This is a genomic window from Microbacterium sp. JZ37 (assembly GCF_035188445.1).
In the GTDB taxonomy this organism is placed as follows: domain Bacteria; phylum Actinomycetota; class Actinomycetes; order Actinomycetales; family Microbacteriaceae; genus Microbacterium; species Microbacterium barkeri.
In genome coordinates this window covers 613322-628045 of record NZ_CP045253.1, presented here as the reverse complement: position 1 = coordinate 628045, position 14724 = coordinate 613322, and the positions used below count along the sequence as shown (strand labels likewise).

Sequence of the window (14724 nt, the reverse complement as noted above, 5' to 3'; positions counted from 1 at the left end):
GGACCGCGGAAATCGCCGGTCAGCGCTGAGAGCGCTCCCCTCGAAGAATCAGCGCGCGATGACACCTCCTCAGTCCGCGCGGACGAGGAGGAGCGGATGGCCCGAACGCGCCCGGTGGGTCAGGCCCCGAGACGACGCAGCGCCGACTGCACCACGTTCTTGGCGGACGCCGCGGCGCGGCCGACCGACTCCGCCACTCGTGCGGCCGGCTCCGGCAGGGTCGGCGCGTACGACGCGGCCTCCTCCGCGAGGTCGGACTCGTCGACGAAGAACGGCACGAGCCAGTCGTCGACCGCCTCGAGCGGCTCGGGCGACAGGCTGTAGTAGCGGTGCTGCCCTTCCTCGCGCACCGAGACGAGACCGGCCTCGCGCAGCACCTTGAGATGCTTCGAGACGGTGGGCTGGCTGACCCCCATCTCGGCGACGATCTGCGACACGCTCGTGCCGTCCTGGCCATCCGACGATCGGCGAAGCAGAAGCTGAAGGATGTCGCGCCTCGTGCCGTCCGCGATCACGTCGAAGATGTCCGCCATGCCGATAGGTTAGCCGCGCGCGCCGCGGAGTACCATGATGGGCGACTTCGGCGCGAAGGGGGAGAGCGGATGGCGGCGAGCCGGTCGGCGGCACTGGCCGGCGCGTTCAAGGATGCCGGGCGGGAGCTCGGCCAGTTCTTCCGCGACTTCACGACCTCCTCGCCGGCGCGATTCGCCATCCTCGTGTTCGTCTCGCTGATCCTCATCTTCACGGCGCTGCTGTCGCTGCCGATCGCGAGCGACGACCGCTCGCGCACCCCGCTGTCGGACGCGCTCTTCACGGCCGTCTCGACCATCTGCGTGACCGGCCTGTCGACGGTCGACATGGCGACGCACTGGTCGGCGTTCGGGCACGCCGTCATCTTCATCGGCGTCAACATCGGCGGGCTCGGCGCACTGACCCTCGCGTCGCTGCTCGGCCTCGTGATCTCGAAGCGGCTGGGCCTGCGCGCCAAGCTGATCGCCGCGGGCGACACCAACCCGCTGCGATCGCACGGGGGCGTCGTCAACGAAGGACAGGCGGTTCGCCTCGGCGAGATCGGCCAGCTGCTGCGCGTCGTCGCCCTGTCGACCCTCGTCATCGAGGTGGTCGTCGCCGTGCTCCTCTACTTCCCGATCGTCTGGGCCGGGTACAGCTGGCTCGACGCCGCGTGGATCGCGCCGTACTACGCCGCGATGTCGTTCACGAACACGGGCTTCACGCCGACCGTGGGCGGACTCGAGTCGTTCCACACCGACTACTTCTTCCTGACCGTCCTCATGATCTCGGTGTTCCTCGGCAGCATCGGGTTCCCCGTCATCTACGCGCTCTCGCGGCAGCTCACCCAGCCGCACCGCTGGCCGCTGCACACGAAGCTCACGCTCATCACCACCGTCATCCTCTTCGTCGCGGGCGCGGCGGTGTTCCTGGTTCTCGAGTACGGCAACCCCGGGACCTGGGGCGAGAGCGATGCGTGGGACACGACCTTCCAGGCGTTCTTCCTCAGCGCCATGACCCGGTCCGGGGGCTTCTCCGTGATCGACCCCGGCGAGCTGTATGAGTCATCGATGCTCGCCGCGTCGATGCTCATGTTCGTCGGCGGCGGATCGGCGTCGACCGCGGGCGGCATCAAGGTGACGACCCTCGCCGTGCTGGCCCTCTCGGTGTGGTCGGAGGCCAAGGGCCGACGCAGCGTCGAGGTCTTCGGGCGGCGCATCCCCAGCGACGTGCAGCGCGTCGCCGTCGCGGTTCTCGCCTGGGGCGCCACGATCGTCGCCCTGTCGACCATCATCATCGCGCAGATCACCAAGGCGCCCCTCGCCGAGGTGCTGTTCGACGTCATCTCCGCGTTCGCGACCGTGGGGCTCTCCACCGGCCTCACGGCGGAGCTGCCCGACTCCGCCGTCTACGTGCTCGCCGTCACGGTCTTCATGGGGCGCGTTGGTACAGTGACCCTCGCCGCGGCCGTGGCCGCGACCTCCAAGTCGCAGCAGTACGCGCTGCCCGTCGAAAGGCCCATCGTTGGTTGAGCAGATCCGCAGCGACGCGCCCGTCCTCGTCATCGGACTCGGGCGCTTCGGCGCCGCCTGCGCGGGCGAGCTCGACCGCCTCGACCGCGACGTCCTCGCGATCGACGACAACCTCGATCTCGTGCAGAAATGGTCCGAGCGCGTCACGCACGCCGTGCAGGCGGATGCCCGCAGTCTCGAGGCGCTCCAGCAGATCGGCGCCGGCGACTTCCAGGTGGCCGTCGTGGCCGTCGGCTCGTCGATCGAGGCGTCGGTGCTCATCACCGCCAACCTCGTCGACCTCAAGGTGCCGCAGATCTGGGCGAAGGCCGTCTCGCAGTCGCACGGCAAGATCCTCGCCCGCGTGGGCGCGAATCACGTCATCTACCCCGAGCGGGAGGCAGGAGAGCGCGTCGCCCACCTCGTGAGCGGCCGCATGCTCGACTTCATCCGCTTCGACGACGACTTCGTGCTCGCGAAGATGTACCCGCCGCGGTTCATCCGAGGCAGGGGCCTCAACGAGTCGGGCGTCCGCTCGAAGTACAACGTGACCGTCGTCGGCGTGAAGAGCCCCGGCAAGCCGTTCCGCTACGCCGAGGCGAACACCGTCGTGACGAACCACGACCTCATCATCGTGTCCGGGACGAACGAGGACATCGAGCGCTTCGCCTCGCTCGACCGCTGAGCCGCGCCCTCAGCGCAGCTGCGCGAACGACTCGACGCGCCGGGTCGGCCCGACGACGAGCACGACGTCGCCCTCATGCAGGACCGTGTCGGCGTCGGCGTTGGCCCACTCGTTCGACGCGCCGCGGAACGCTGCGATCGTCACGCCGTGTCGCCGGCGCAGGTCGGTCTCGCCGAGCGGCACCCCCTGCACCTCGGCGGGAGCCGCCGTCTTGACGATCGCGTAGCCGCGATCGATCTCGAGGTAGTCCGAGGCGGCGCCACGGACGAGATGCGCGACACGGCGCCCCATGTCCTTCTCGGGATAGATGACGTGGTGCACGCCCAGCTGCTCGAGGATGCGGCCGTGCTGCTCGTCGACCGCCTTCGCCCAGATCACCGGGACGTTCAGCTGCAGCAGGAGCGAGGCGACGAGGATCGACGCCTTGATGTCGGTGCCGATCGCGAGCACGACGCGGTCGAACTCGTCGACGGCGAGCTGACGGAGAACCTCCTCCTTCGTCGCATCCGCGCGCACCACCTGCGTGAGACGCGAGTTGTGGTCCTGCACGACCTCCTCCGAGCCGTCGATCCCGAGCACCTCGGTGCCCGACGCCATCAGCTCGAGCGCGAGGGAGCTGCCGAACCGGCCGAGCCCGATGACGGCGACCGAGTCGGCCTCGGCGATGCGGCGAGACGTCTCGCCGAATGAGAGGAACCTGCCCATGGATTCGATCCTTTCCGCCGGCGGCATCAGCCGATCGCCGGCCGCTCCTTCGGGAGCTCGTATAAGACGCGGCGCTCGCGCAGTGCGAGAGCCGAGCCGAGTGTGAGAGGGCCGATGCGGCCCAGGAACATCAGCGCGACGAGGATGAGCTTCGCCGCGTCGGGCAGATCGGCCGTGATCCCGGTCGACAGCCCGACGGTCGCGAACGCCGACACGGCCTCGAACAGCACGCGGTCGAGGTCCAGGTCGGTCATGGCGAGGATCGCGATGACGCCGGCCATCACGGCGGCGATCGCCATGAGGACGACGGAGATCGCCTCGCGGTGCACCGCGCGGGACAGGCGCTTGCCGAAGACGTTGACGGCCGTGCCGCCGCGCAGCTCGGTCCAGAGGATGAAGAGGAGCACGGCGAAGGTCGTGATCTTGATGCCGCCCGCGGTTCCGGCCGGCCCGCCGCCGATGAACATGAGCACATCCATCCCGAGCCAGGTCTCGTCGTGCATCTGGCCGATGTCGAGCGAGTTGAATCCCGCGGTGCGCACCTGCACGGCGTGGAAGAAGCCCGCGAGGATGCGCGTCGCCGGGTCGAAGGCGCCCAGCGTGCCGGGGTTCTCCCACTCGATCACCGTGATGTACACCGCGCCGAGGACGAGCAGCACGACCGTGCCGGCGAGCACGATCCTCGTGTTCATCGTCCAGTGCAGGGGCCGCCCGATCTCGCGCCTCAGCTGCCGGAGCACGGGGAAGCCGAGCCCGCCGAGGATGATCGCGGCGCAGAGCGGGAGGCAGATCCACGGGTCGCCGACGAAGGACATGAGGTTGTCGCTGTACAGCGCGAAGCCGGCGTTGTTGAACGACGACACCGCATGGAACACCGCGAGCCACGCCGCCTCGCCCGCCGAGGACCCGTAGCCCACGACGAACCGGACGAACAGCAGCACGGCCACGACGCCCTCGATCGCGATCGACGTCGCGAAGATGCCCCACGCGAGCCGCCGGACATCGCCGATGCCGTCGGCTTTCGCCTCCGCGACGGCGTTGAGCCGTGAGCGCACGCTGAGCTTGCGCGCGAGCACGATGCCGACGAGCGACGCGAACAGCATGATGCCGAGTCCGCCGAGGTGGATGAGCACCAGGATGACGACGAGTCCGAAGGGGCTCCAGTGATCCGCCGTGTCGACGACCGTGAGGCCGGTCACGCAGAGCGCGGACGTCGCGGTGAACACCGCGTCGACGGGATCCGTGAACTCCCCCTCTGCGTTCGAGATCGGAAGCCAGAGGAGCGAGGTGCCGACCGCGAGCGCGAGCCCGAAACCGGTGGCGATCGCCTGCGCGGGAGCGAGGTGCCGGAGCCGTGCGCGGTGTCGCCGCGACGACGTCGCTGAGAAGAGCACGAGGAAGCACGATACTCCTGCTTCGCGCGGCGCACGGACGACGCGCACTCCCCCGCTCCCGTGGACGCCCTTGCCGTCATCGGCCGGTCGCCGCATGATGGCTCCGTGCCCGCCCAGCGCAGAGCCCCGAGCCGGATCGACGCCGACTGCGTCATCGCGGGCGGCGGGCCGGCGGGCCTCATGCTGGGCCTGCTGCTCGCGCGGGCAGGCGTCGACGTCGTCGTGCTGGAGAAGCACGCCGACTTCCTCCGCGATTTCCGCGGCGACACCATCCACCCGTCGACGCAGGAGGCGCTGCACGAGCTGGGCCTGCTCGACGAGTTCCTCGCCCTCCCCCACGCCGACACGGAGCGGATCACCGTGAGCTGGCACGGCGAGGAGGGCGTCATCGCCGACTTCTCGCGTCTGCCGCTGCGTCGTCGCGTCATCACCTTCATGCCCCAGTGGGACTTCCTCGACCTGCTCTCCCGCGCGGGCGAGCAGGAGGCGTCCTACCGGCTCCTCCGGTCGACGCGCGTCGAGGGTCTGCTCCGCGACGCCGATCGCGTGACCGGCGTGCGGGCCTTCGGGCCGGATGGCCCGCTCGAGGTCCGCGCGCGGCTCGTCGTCGGGGCGGATGGCCGCGACTCGCGCGTCCGCGAGCGCGCGGGCCTCGTGCCGAGGGGGAAGGCCGCGGGCATGGACGTGCTGTGGTTCCGCCTGCCGAAGCGCGCCGGCGAGCGCCACCCCTTCGTGCAGGCGGGAGCGGGCATGATCATCGCGATCGACCGCGGCGACTTCCTCCAGGTGGCCCACGTCATCCCCGCGGGCGGCTGGCAGGGCAGCGCGGCGGATCTCGCGCGCATGCGCGACCGCATCGCGCGCATCTCCCCTCGCCTGTCAGAGGCGGCCTCCCGGCTGACACCCTCCGACGTGCACCTCCTGCGCGTGCGGATCGAGCGCCTGCGCCGGTGGTGGTCGGAGGGGCTGCTCTGCATCGGCGACGCCGCGCACGCCATGTCGCCGGCGGGCGGCGTCGGCATCAACCTCGCGCTGCAGGATGCGATCGCGGCCGCGCGGATCCTCACCCCGGCCCTCCACGCGGGCGGTGCTGTGCCCGGCAGCGTCCTCCGCCGCGTGCAGCGGCGACGCGCGTTCCCGACGATCGTGACCCAGACCATCCAGCGCCGGATGCAGGCGCCCCTCCTGGCCGAGCGCGCGCCCGGTGCGCCCCTGCCGCTGATGCTCCGCCTGCTGCAGGATCACCCGCGGCTGACCCACCTCACCGGGAGGTTCGTCGGGATGGGCGTGCGCCCCGAGCGCATCGGCCGCTGACGCGTCACGCGCCCGCGGCGAGCTCCTTCGCGCGCGCGATCGCGGCATCCGTCGCCGTCCGGAAGAGCTCGCTCAGGCGAGCGTCCTGCAGGACCGCGATCGCCCGCTCGGTCGTGCCCTTGGGGCTCGTCACCTGCCGACGCAGCTCGGCGGGGTCCTCCGCCGTCGCGTCGAGGAGCGCCGTCGCGCCGATGAACGTGCCCTCGGCCATCGCGCGCGCATCCGCCTCCGCGAACCCCTGCGCGACGGCCGCGCGCGTGAGCTCCTCGACGAGGAGGAAGACGTAGGCGGGCCCCGAACCCGAGATCGCCGAGAGCGCGTCGATGCGCTCCTCGGGCACCTCGATCACGGTGCCCACCGTCTCGAAGAGGCGGCGCACGACGCGCACATCCTCGTCGCTCGCGGCGGCGCCCCGAGCGAGGCCCGTGACGCCCTTGCCGATGCGCGCGGGGGTGTTCGGCATCGAGCGGAGGACCGCGGTCTCGGAGCCGAGGATGCTCTGGAAGGTGTCGAGCGTCACGCCCGCTGCGAGGCTCACGACGATCGCGTCGTCGCGGAGAGCGGACCCGATCTCGCGGAGGAGGTCGGGCACCATCGCGGGCTTCACGCCGACGAGCACGATGCGCGCCTCCGACGCGGCGCGCGCGTTGCCGTCGGGCTCGTCCTCGAGCGCGATGCTCGTGACCCCGGGGAGCGCGGCGAGCTCGGCCGCCTTCTGCGCCGAGCGGTTGGTCGCGAAGACGCCGCCGTCGACGTCGAGGCCGCTCGCGACGAGACCCCGCAGGATCGCACCGCCCATCGAGCCGGCACCGAGGAACGCGACGGAGGGGAGCGAGTCAGTCATGCTCCAATCCTAGGGATCGCGTGCGGCGCGCCGACGGGCGGGCGAGGCGCGAGCGCCCGCCTTAGACTGCGAGCATGAGCGCACACGGCGGTGGCAAGGCGATCCTGGCGGCCTTCGCGGCGAACATCGGGATCGCGATCGCGAAGTTCATCGGATGGATCATCTCGGGCTCCGCATCGATGCTCGCGGAGGCCATCCACTCGGTCGCCGACTCCGGCAACCAGCTCCTCCTCCTGCTCGGCGGACGCCGCGCGCGGCGAGCCGCCGACCGCGAGCACCCCTTCGGGCACGGCCGCGAGCGCTACGTGTACGCGTTCGTCGTCGCGATCATCCTCTTCTCGGTCGGCGGGGTCTTCTCGCTCTACGAGGGAGTCGAGAAGCTCACCCACCCGCACGCGGTCGAGAACGCCTGGCTGCCGATCGCCATCCTCGTCATCGCGATCGGGCTCGAGAGCTTCTCGCTGCGGACCGCCGTCAAGGAGAGCAACGCGGTGCGCGAGCGCGGGCAGTCCTGGGCGTCGTTCATCCGCCGCGCGAAGGCGCCCGAGCTGCCCGTCGTCCTCCTCGAGGACTTCGCGGCGCTGATCGGCCTCACCCTCGCGCTCCTCGGCGTGGGCCTCACGGTGCTCACCGGCGACGCCGTCTTCGACGCGCTCGGCACCATCTGCATCGGCGTGCTCCTCATCCTCGTGGCGATCGTGCTCGGGATCGAGACCAAGAGCCTGCTCGTCGGCGAAGGCGCATCGGAGGCCGACTTCGAGCGGATCGTCGCCGCGATCGAGGCGGGGCCCGAGGTCGAGAAGCTCATCCACGTGAAGACGCTCTACGTCGGGCCCGAGGAGCTCATGGTGGCCGGCAAGGTCGGCCTCCCGCAGGACATCTCCGTGGCCGATGCGGCGCGCGACATCGATGCGGTCGAGGCGCGCATCCGCGAGGCTGTGCCCGCCGCGCGGATCATCTACCTCGAGACCGACGTCTATCGCGCTCCCCACGAGCCCGGTCCTCCGACGGAGACCTTCATCCTCAAGTCCTCCGACTGACGGCTCCCTGCGCTGACAGACTGGGGCGCATGGAGTTCTGCGTCTTCACCGAGCCCCAGATGGGGGCCAGCTACGACACCCAGCTCGCGTTCGCGCAGCAGGCCGAGCGCGTCGGGTTCGACGGCTTCTTCCGCTCGGACCACTATCTGACGATGGGCGGCGAGGGGCTGCCGGGTCCGACGGACGCCTGGACGACGCTCGCCGGCCTGGCGCGCGAGACGACCCGTCTGCGGCTCGGCACCCTCGTCTCGTCGGTCACCTACCGCTGGCCCGGGATCCTCGCGATCCAGGTCGCGCAGGTCGACGCGATGTCGGATGGCCGCGCCGAGCTCGGGCTCGGAACCGGCTGGTTCGAGGCGGAGCATCTCGCGTACGCGATCCCCTTCCCCCGGAAGCGGTTCGGGATGCTCGCCGAGCAGCTCGAGATCGTGAACGGGCTGTGGTCCACCCCGGTCGGCGAGCGCTACGGCTTCGAGGGAGAGCACTACCGGCTCGTCGACTCCCCCGCCCTGCCGAAGCCCGTGCAGGATCGGGTGCCCGTCATCGTGGGCGGCGCAGGCCTCACCCGGACGCCGGAGCTCGCGGCGCAGCACGCGACCGAGTTCAACATCGCCTTCCAGCCCGAGGACGTCATCGCCGACCGCTTCGCCCGCGTGCGCGCGGCGTGCGAGCGGATCGGACGGGACCCCGAGACGCTGAAGCTCAGCGTCGCGCTCACGACCCTCGCGGGCGGCAGCGAGGCCGACCTCGAGCGGCGCGCGGCCGCGACCCAGACCGACCTCGCGGCGTTCCGCGCGGGAGACGGCTTCGCCGGCTCCGCCGACGACATCGTCGCCAAGGCGACCCGGTTGAAGGAGCTCGGCGCGTCTCGGCTGTACTTCCAGCTGATGGACATGGGCGACCTCGATCACGTGGCGTATCTCGGCGAGGAGGTGCTGCCGCGCCTGCGCTGAGCGAATCGCCGTCAGGGTCTTGCATTCCGATATTTCAGTAGGCGAGGCTAGGGACTGCGCCCGACCGGCGCACCTCTCCCACCTGGGCTCCGGCCCGCAGAACAAAGGAAACGACCATGGCAGATCTCCTCGGCCTCCTCTCCGGACTCCTCGAGACGCTCCTCGGCCTCCTCGGCGGCCTCGGCATCTGAGCCCATCGCTCGAGAGTCCCCGCGGCGCGGCCGCGGGGACTCTCTGCGTTCAGCGGCGCTCGGCGAAGAAGGCGCGCAGGAGCGCCACGGCCTCGTCCTCGAGCACGCCGCCGACGACCTCCGCGCGGTGGGGAAGGCGCCGGTCCCGCACGACGTCGTACATCGATCCCGCGGCCCCTGCCTTCTCGTCCCACGCCGCGAAGACGAGCCGGCCGATGCGGGCCTGCAGGACCGCTCCCGCGCACATGACGCACGGCTCGAGCGTCACGACGAGCGTGCATCCCTCGAGGTTCCAGGATCCGATAGCCTCGGCCGCGCGGCGCATGGCGACGATCTCGGCGTGCGCCGCGGGGTCGTGCGTCTCCTCACGGAGGTTCCGCCCCTCGCCGAGCACCGTGCCATCCGCCCCGAGCACCACGGCTCCGACCGGGATGTCCCCGCGCTCCCCCGCCGCGTCGGCCAGCGCGAGCGCGCGGCGCATCGCGGACACGTCGGATGGCGAGGAATTCACCCTCCGAGCCTAGAACGGCCCCGGCTCTCTGCATCCGCGCAACCGCGTCCCGGTAGCCTTGCCCTATGCGCCTGCACGTCGCCGACCACCCGCTCATCACGCACAAGCTCACGGTGCTCCGCGACAAGGCAACGCCGTCGCCGGTCTTCCGTCAGCTGACCGAGGAGCTCATGACGCTCCTCGCCTACGAGGCCACGCGCAACGTGCGCGTCGAGCCGGTCACGATCGACACCCCCGTCACGCAGACGAAGGGCGTCCGGATCGCCGACCCGAAGCCGCTCGTCGTGCCGATCCTGCGCGCAGGGCTCGGCATGCTCGAGGGGATGACCAAGCTCGTCCCGACCGCGGAGGTCGGCTTCCTCGGCATCGTGCGGAACGAGGAGACCCTCCTTCCGACCACGTACGCCGAGCGCCTGCCCGACGACCTCAGCGACCGCCAGTGCTTCGTGCTCGACCCGATGCTCGCGACCGGCGGCTCGCTCGCCGCGGCGATCAAGTACCTCTTCGACCGCGGCGCGACCGAGGTCACCGCCGTGTGCCTCCTCGGCACCCCGGAGGGCGTCCACGCGATCGAGAGCCTCGTGGGCGACCGCGACATCACGCTCGTGCTCGGCGCGCTCGACGAGGGCCTCAACGAGCACGGGTACATCGTGCCGGGGCTCGGCGACGCGGGCGACCGCCTGTACGGCACGGTCTGAGCCGGGGCGGCTCGGGCCGCGCCTCAGTCCACGTCGAGCCGGTAGGCCCGCTCCTCGCCGTACGTCCGGAAGCCGGCGCGCGCGAGGATCGGCGCCGAGGTCGACACGCGCCCCTTGACGAGCGCGGTCGACGCGCCGAACGCGCGGGCGAGGCGGAGCCGCTCCGCGAGCACGGCCCGGTACGCGCCGCGCCCGCGGTCGGAGGCGAGGGTGGCCGCACCCCAGAGGCGCGCGAACTCCCCGACGATCGTCGCGCCGCCCGTGCTCACGGGGCGGCCGTCGATGCGCGCGAGCACGCGGAACCCGCGCCCCGCGCTCCAATCCGCCTCGAGCTCGCGCAGCTCGGCGTCGAGCCCCGCTTCGTCGAGCGGCGCCTGCTCCCAGACCGGCACGTTGACCGCGTCGACGTCGCGCAGCTGCTCTCGTGTGCGCACCGTCTCGACCGTGACGCCCGGGGACTCCCCCGGCGTCGCCTCGTCGAGGGCGAGCGCGAAGACGGTGACGGTGTCCTCGTGCACCGCGCCGCGCCGGAGCAGCGCGTCCGCGAGCCCCGCTGGGCGGTCGGATGCGCCGACCCAGAAGGTCGTGCGCCGCTCGCCCCAGTCGCGGGCGCGGTCGAGCGCGGCGTCCACCGCCTCATCGGGTGTGCCCTCGCGGTCGAACGCCGAGACCCGCACCCCGCCGCCGAAGCGCGCGGGATACCGCACGGCGACCATCCCGTCGACGACGTGATCGGAGTCGCGGGGCAGCCAGACCCACTCGGCGGCTGCGCGGCGGATGGCGTCGGCGTCGGTCATGCGGGCTCCTCCTGGGCAACGAGGCGGGCGAACGCGCTCATGCGCGCGACGCCGGCGGGCGTGTGAGGCAGGTCGTCGAGCAGGGCGGGCGAGTGCACGAGGTACGCCGCGACCATCGCGCGGGAGATCGCGACGTTGAGCCGGTTCTGGAGCAGCAGGAACTCCGTCCCGCGCGGGGCGTCCTTGCCCGATGAGGCCGCGAGCGTCACGATCGAGATCGCGGCCTCCTGCCCCTGGAAGCGGTCGACGGTCCCGACGCGCACGCGCGGCCATCCGGCACGCTGCAGGGTCTGCTCGACGAGCTGCTGCTGGGCGTTGTACGGCGCGACGACGATGATGTCGTCCTCCGTGAGCGGGCGCGGCGGGCACGCGTGGGCGACGCCGTCGTCGTCGATGCGGATGTCGGTGAACGCCCGCCCGACGACCTCGCCGACGATCCGCACGACCTCGTCGGCCTCGGCCTGCGACTCGGTCGCATCGCCCCGATGACGCACGGGCACCGCGTGCAGGCCCGGCGCGACGCCGTCGACCGACCGGCGCTCCGCGCCGGCGCGCGACGCGAGGCGGCTGGCGTAGGACAGGTGCGAGACGGCCTCGGACACCTCCGGATGCATGCGCCACGACCGCGCGAGGAAGTAGCCGTGCGTCTCCGGGAGCACCTGCTGGCCATCCATGACCCACCCGAGGGCCGACGTGTCGACGGGCTCGGGATGCACCCCCTGGCTCACCTGCGGAAGCTGCTGCGGATCGCCGAGCAGCAGCAGGCTGCGCGCCGCCGTCGAGACCGCGATGGTCGACGCGAGCGAGAACTGGCCCGCCTCGTCGATGACGAGCAGGTCGAGCCCGCCGCGCGCGATGCGGCCGGTGTGCGTGAAGTCCCACGCGGTGCCGCCGACGACGTAGCCGCCCTGCTGCTCGGAGATGAAGCGGGCCACGCCGTTCTTGGGGATCAGCGTGAAGGCGGGGTCGCGCGGCTCGGCTCCGGACTTCGGCGCCTTCGCGACGCGCGAGCCGGGCACCCCCGCCGCGACGACGCGGTCGAGCATGTTCTCGACCACGGCGTGCGACTGCGCGACGACGCCGACCCGGTAGCCGTGCTCCATGACGAGGCGCGCGATGACGTGCGAGCCGACGTACGTCTTGCCGGTGCCGGGAGGGCCCTGGACGGCGACGTAGGAGCGGTCGAGGCCGCGCACCGTCCGGACGATCGCGGACACGTCGTCGCCGTCGGACGGCGCGATCCCGGCACCGCGCGGCGGGATGCGGCGCAGGATGTCGGTGGCCGGGTCGGCCGGGAGCTCCCCCGCGTCGGCCGCGCGCACGACCATCTCGGCCCATGCGTCGATGGCCCCCTGCTGGTTGCCGGCACGCGGCGGGGGTGAGGGGGTGAGGGCGACCGGAAGCTCCTGCCACGTCTCGCCGTCGGCCGCGCGCTCCTCGATGACGGCGCCGTCGTCGAGGACCTCGATGACGCGTGCCTGGCGGGGCACGTGCACCCAGCGCGGGGAGGCCTGGTTCGGGAACGGAGCGGGTCGCGGATAGAGCAGGTACGGCTCGACGCCCTCGCTCAGTCGCGTTCCCGGTGCGAGCTCGCCGCGGAGCTCGACCACGCGGCGGACGGATCGCGCGCCCTCGGGCATCCCCCAGTCCTCGACGACGCGGCAGCGCGAGGCGTCGACGGCGAGGACATCGCGGGTGTCGAGCCAGAGGCCGAGCGGCTCCCGCAGCCGCTGGAAGTGCCCGTGCCAGAAGCTCTTCGCCTCGCGCGGGTAGTAGTCGATCGCGGCCGCAGCGAGACGCAGCGCGTCCTCGTCGGCGCTCGGGGCCGACAGCGGGTCTGCCGCCACGCGGGCATCGCGGCGCGACGCGGCATGCGCGTCGAGCGCGAGCGCGAGCGGAGACGGCGCGTACGCGAGCTCGTCCGGCACCTCGGGCGGGGCAGGGGTCACGCCGGTCTCCCGCGCACGCTCGACGAGCCAGTCGCGCAGGCGCCGGGTCGAGACGCAGTCGTAGCGGTTGTAGTCGGCGAGGTCGTCGAGGATGGCCCGCGCGGCCGCCTCCTGCCCATCGGCCTGCAGGGCGCGCGCCTCGACATAGCGGACGATCGAGTCGTCGCCCTTCTGCACGTCCTGCGTGCGCACCTCGTCGCCCATGTAGAGCGGCTCGAGCTTCTTGATCGAGTACGACCGCGAGCCGATGCGCAGGGCCCGGCGCACGATCGGGTAGAGGTCGACGAAGAGCTCGTCGCGCAGCATCCGGTCGACGTCGGCCTCGCGCACACCGTGCCGAGCGGCCATCGCCGCCAGGTGCGTGGGCTCGTACGGCGCGTAGTGGTAGATGTGCATGTCGGGATGCGCGGCCCTGCGCGCCGCGACGAAGTCGCAGAAGCGCTCGAGGGCGACCTTCTCCTCCGCGAGGTTGTGCGCCCAGAGCGCGGAGTACTGCTCGCGCAGGTCGACCCATCCGAAGAGGTAGTCGATGCCCCAGACGGCGGCCGAGCCGACCTGCTCGCTGTAGAGCGGATCGCCCTCGAAGTCGAAGAACACGTCGCCCTGGCTCGGGCGGGGCATCGCGCCGAGCGCGAGCGGGTGCACGACCTCGTACGCGGGAACGGGGTGCGCGTCGGCCGGCTCGTCACCCGGAACGCCCGCAGGGCTCTGCAGCTGGAGGCGCGCCTGCGTGCGCAGCGACGCGAAGACGTCGGAGTTCATCCGCGCGGGCCCGGTCTCGGCCGCCGCGAGGTCGTCGATCGTGCGGATGCCGATGTCGCGCAGTCGAGCGCGCTGGGACGGGCGCATGCCCGCGACGAGCAGCAGGTCGCGATGCGCGACGACCTCGAGCTCGCAGGTCGCGCAGCGCCCGCACGCGGACACCTCGAGCTCGCCGCGCTCGTCGCCCCACGCGATCGCCTCGGCCGACGCGCCCCGCTCGATCCCGCGATCCGCGATGAGCGCCCGCAGGCGCCGACGGCGCACGTCGAACATCGGAAGCAGGTCGTCCACCCGGTGCGTCGACACCGAGCCGTCGCCGAGCAGGAGGTCGACCTCGTCGGAGGTCGGGATGCCGAGACGGCGCAGCTGATCGACGTATGCCGCGAGCTGCATGAGCGCCGTCACGCGGGCCGTGCGGGCGAGCTTGCTGTCCTGCACGCGCCAGCGGCCATCCGCCTCCTGCACGAGGAAGTCGGCGAATCCGACGAACTCGTCCGTGGTGAAGGCCGCCTGGAACAGCACCCGCGCATCCGACCGCAGCGCGTCGACCGTCTGGGCCGCCACGTCGGCGAGCGCCGCGGAGTCGGCCGACGACACCCGCTCGAGCTCGACCACCCCGGCGCCGAACTCCTGGCGGTAGCGCTCGAGGACGCGCTCCTCGTGGCGATCGCCGAGCCGGGCCGCGCGCTCGAGCATGGCGTCCTCCGGATCCTCGACGGCGGCGACGCGGCCGAGCTTCGCGTCGATCGCCCGCAGCCACGCGAACTCGCACTCGGCGGCGGCCTTGAGGTCGCTCGCGCTCCACACGAGGCGCTGCTCTGTCGGGATGAATCTCACACTCCGACGGTAGCCCGGGTCTC

General features: G+C 71.9%; 13 protein-coding genes. 6 read left to right on the top strand and 7 right to left on the bottom strand.

Features of this window, described 5'->3' with window-relative positions:
* Positions 1-119: 119 nt before the first annotated feature.
* The gene (locus GC092_RS02740; RefSeq protein WP_271174412.1) at positions 120-533 is read right to left on the bottom strand and encodes an ArsR/SmtB family transcription factor; all 414 of its coding nucleotides are present in this window, start codon (positions 531-533) and stop codon (positions 120-122) included.
* Between the two features lie 69 nt (positions 534-602).
* On the opposite strand from GC092_RS02740, the gene GC092_RS02735 reads away from it, so the two are divergent.
* Together GC092_RS02735 and GC092_RS02730 are read left to right on the top strand one after the other, a co-directional pair.
* Positions 603-2042, top strand: a complete 1440-nt coding sequence (locus GC092_RS02735) for a TrkH family potassium uptake protein (RefSeq protein ID WP_324013969.1) — start codon at positions 603-605, stop codon at positions 2040-2042.
* Positions 2035-2706 carry a potassium channel family protein gene (locus tag GC092_RS02730; RefSeq protein ID WP_271174410.1) on the top strand — a complete coding sequence of 224 codons (672 nt, stop codon included), beginning with the start codon at positions 2035-2037 and terminating at the stop codon, positions 2704-2706. The genes GC092_RS02735 and GC092_RS02730 overlap by 8 nt, the downstream gene beginning before the upstream one ends.
* Positions 2707-2715: 9 nt before the next feature.
* Here the strand turns inward: GC092_RS02730 and GC092_RS02725 are convergent, their stop codons facing one another.
* Positions 2716-3411 (bottom strand): potassium channel family protein, encoded by a 696-nt coding sequence (locus GC092_RS02725; RefSeq protein ID WP_324013968.1) that lies wholly within the window; start codon positions 3409-3411, stop codon positions 2716-2718.
* 26 nt (positions 3412-3437) lie between these two features.
* On the bottom strand, positions 3438-4901 hold the full coding sequence (locus tag GC092_RS02720) for a TrkH family potassium uptake protein (RefSeq protein ID WP_324013967.1): 1464 nt from the start codon (positions 4899-4901) through the stop codon (positions 3438-3440).
* Between the two features lie 9 nt (positions 4902-4910).
* Here GC092_RS02720 and GC092_RS02715 point away from each other — a divergent pair, with 9 nt between their 5' ends.
* Entirely contained in the window at positions 4911-6119 is a 1209-nt protein-coding gene (locus GC092_RS02715; protein ID WP_324013966.1) for an FAD-dependent oxidoreductase, read from the top strand.
* Positions 6120-6123: 4 nt separating this feature from the next.
* On the opposite strand, the gene proC is transcribed toward GC092_RS02715, so the two are convergent.
* Positions 6124-6963 carry a pyrroline-5-carboxylate reductase gene (proC, locus tag GC092_RS02710; RefSeq protein ID WP_324013965.1) on the bottom strand — a complete coding sequence of 280 codons (840 nt, stop codon included), beginning with the start codon at positions 6961-6963 and terminating at the stop codon, positions 6124-6126.
* A 74-nt stretch (positions 6964-7037) separates the two neighbouring features.
* Here proC and GC092_RS02705 point away from each other — a divergent pair, with 74 nt between their 5' ends.
* Together GC092_RS02705 and GC092_RS02700 are read left to right on the top strand one after the other, a co-directional pair.
* Positions 7038-8003 carry a cation diffusion facilitator family transporter gene (locus GC092_RS02705; protein WP_282980161.1) on the top strand — a complete coding sequence of 322 codons (966 nt, stop codon included), beginning with the start codon at positions 7038-7040 and terminating at the stop codon, positions 8001-8003.
* 29 nt (positions 8004-8032) lie between these two features.
* On the top strand, positions 8033-8956 hold the full coding sequence (locus GC092_RS02700) for an LLM class F420-dependent oxidoreductase (protein WP_324013963.1): 924 nt from the start codon (positions 8033-8035) through the stop codon (positions 8954-8956).
* 240 nt (positions 8957-9196) lie between these two features.
* Here GC092_RS02700 and tadA read toward each other — a convergent pair whose 3' ends face one another.
* Positions 9197-9658, bottom strand: coding sequence for a tRNA adenosine(34) deaminase TadA (tadA, locus tag GC092_RS02695; protein ID WP_416383288.1), 462 nt, complete (start codon positions 9656-9658; stop codon positions 9197-9199).
* Positions 9659-9723: 65 nt separating this feature from the next.
* Here tadA and upp point away from each other — a divergent pair, with 65 nt between their 5' ends.
* Positions 9724-10356: a uracil phosphoribosyltransferase gene (upp, locus tag GC092_RS02690; protein WP_271174406.1), complete on the top strand. Its 633-nt coding sequence runs from the start codon at positions 9724-9726 to the stop codon at positions 10354-10356.
* A 23-nt stretch (positions 10357-10379) separates the two neighbouring features.
* Here upp and GC092_RS02685 read toward each other — a convergent pair whose 3' ends face one another.
* Positions 10380-11153: a hypothetical protein gene (locus GC092_RS02685; RefSeq protein WP_324013961.1), complete on the bottom strand. Its 774-nt coding sequence runs from the start codon at positions 11151-11153 to the stop codon at positions 10380-10382.
* Positions 11150-14701, bottom strand: a complete 3552-nt coding sequence (locus GC092_RS02680; RefSeq protein WP_324013960.1) for a TM0106 family RecB-like putative nuclease — start codon at positions 14699-14701, stop codon at positions 11150-11152. The genes GC092_RS02685 and GC092_RS02680 overlap by 4 nt, the downstream gene beginning before the upstream one ends.
* Positions 14702-14724: the final 23 nt, after the last annotated feature.

Excerpts from the sequence above, each read along its gene's own strand:
- GC092_RS02740 (WP_271174412.1), bottom strand. The coding sequence starts at position 533 with ATGGCGGACATCTTCGACGTGATCGCGGACGGCACGAGGCGCGACATC.
- GC092_RS02735 (WP_324013969.1), top strand. The coding sequence starts at position 603 with ATGGCGGCGAGCCGGTCGGCGGCACTGGCCGGCGCGTTCAAGGATGCC.
- GC092_RS02725 (WP_324013968.1), bottom strand. The coding sequence starts at position 3,411 with ATGGGCAGGTTCCTCTCATTCGGCGAGACGTCTCGCCGCATCGCCGAG.
- GC092_RS02720 (WP_324013967.1), bottom strand. The coding sequence starts at position 4,901 with ATGCGGCGACCGGCCGATGACGGCAAGGGCGTCCACGGGAGCGGGGGA.
- proC (WP_324013965.1), bottom strand. The coding sequence starts at position 6,963 with ATGACTGACTCGCTCCCCTCCGTCGCGTTCCTCGGTGCCGGCTCGATG.
- GC092_RS02705 (WP_282980161.1), top strand. The coding sequence starts at position 7,038 with ATGAGCGCACACGGCGGTGGCAAGGCGATCCTGGCGGCCTTCGCGGCG.
- GC092_RS02700 (WP_324013963.1), top strand. The coding sequence starts at position 8,033 with ATGGAGTTCTGCGTCTTCACCGAGCCCCAGATGGGGGCCAGCTACGAC.
- upp (WP_271174406.1), top strand. The coding sequence starts at position 9,724 with ATGCGCCTGCACGTCGCCGACCACCCGCTCATCACGCACAAGCTCACG.
- GC092_RS02685 (WP_324013961.1), bottom strand. The coding sequence starts at position 11,153 with ATGACCGACGCCGACGCCATCCGCCGCGCAGCCGCCGAGTGGGTCTGG.